Source organism: Riemerella columbina DSM 16469, from assembly GCF_000374405.1.
Lineage (GTDB): Bacteria > Bacteroidota > Bacteroidia > Flavobacteriales > Weeksellaceae > Riemerella > Riemerella columbina.
The window spans coordinates 1-1380 of the sequence record NZ_KB894279.1 but is presented as its reverse complement, the minus strand read 5'-3'; the positions used below and the strand labels follow the sequence as shown (position 1 = coordinate 1380).

At 35.2% G+C, this 1380-nt stretch carries 2 protein-coding genes; both read left to right on the top strand.

Annotation, left to right across the window (positions count from 1 at the left end; all coding sequences use genetic code 11):
* On the top strand, positions 1 to 676 hold a 676-nt coding region (locus C237_RS14040; RefSeq protein WP_221403459.1), incomplete at its 5' end, for a hypothetical protein.
* A gap of 16 nt (positions 677 to 692) precedes the next feature.
* Positions 693 to 1301, top strand: a complete 609-nt coding sequence (locus tag C237_RS13450; protein ID WP_018676525.1) for a hypothetical protein — start codon at positions 693 to 695, stop codon at positions 1299 to 1301.
* Positions 1302 to 1380 lie beyond the last annotated feature (79 nt).

Below are 1380 nucleotides of genomic sequence, written 5' to 3'. Positions count from 1 at the left end.
AATTTTTATGAAAAAAACAATTATCAATTTAGCCGTATTCGCCGCAGTAGGCTTGAGTACACAAGTGTTTGGACAGCAAGAAAAAACACAAGGAGCCGTAGGAGTTAACATAGACAAACCACACGCGACTTTTGAAGTTAAAACTTTTGATGAGAGTGGAAACAGTGTAGAGGGGTTTTTAATACCAAGAGTAACTTCTGAGAGAGCTAAAGCCATGGGAGAAAATGTAGCAGAGTCTACTATGGTTTATATTACAAATAAAAAAGCAGACGGAGAAAATGACACTACGATTTCTTTAGTAGATACTAAAGGCTTTTATTATTTTGCAGAAGGTAAATGGCAAAAAGTAGGGGCGGCTGCAACGACAACAAAAGAATTTACTGCAAGATTGGGGCAGACTACAGGTTCAAATTATGATTGGAAAGATGGAGATAAAGGATATGTAGATTTTTACGAATTTACTACTGATGGTGGAGCCATTATATTGCCAGACCCTACATTACCAGAAAATAAAGGTCGTATTATCCATTTCAAAAATTCTACGGGTGGACTTATAAATTATACAGGTACAATGGGGGTGTCTTATCCAGATAGAACAAATGGTATAACAGCGTCTTCAGCTCAAATGGTTTGGTCTAATGGAACAAAGTGGTATTTAATAGGAGGTAGAAATTAATAAAAAAATAGAAACAATGAAAAAAATATATATTACAGCAGGATTACTAATGTTAGGAGCAACTGCAACAGCACAGGTTTTAACCAATGGGCAGACTTCAGCAGATTTATTTAATACTAATTATTTTTTAGATGGTAGTAGTTTCAAAAATAAATTAGACCCATCTGTGGGTAAAGTGTTAGGTTTTCCACAAACAGATCTTACTAAATTTACATTCAATTTAGATGTGGTAGAAAATGATGTGGTAACTTCTGGATTTGACGGTGTAGTGGTGTATAACACTGCCACAGGTAAAACATTAGCAGATGCTAGCAAAGGAGGGAAACAAGTAGATGTAACTCCAGGATTCTACTATTTCTCTAATCCTGATGGTGCCACTAACCAAACGGTTTCCGAAGGTAAATGGATAAGATTAAGCGATACTCAAGCTAACGACCAACTTTGGGCTCAGAGAGATAATAATAGTATTACGGAGACTTATTTGATACCAGCTGATGCTAATGGGGGTTTTGTAGGGTATAATAATAATAGAAGGTTTTATTTCAATTTGGGAAATGTTGAAGAATCTAACTTTGAATCTGGTCAATTTACATTTGCAGAATTGAATACCCGTTTTTATACCTAATTTCCTGTTATAGCAGCTATAATCACCCTATCGAATAATCGTTCTCCAAAATATCGCCTGTTTAGCTTGTATACAAATT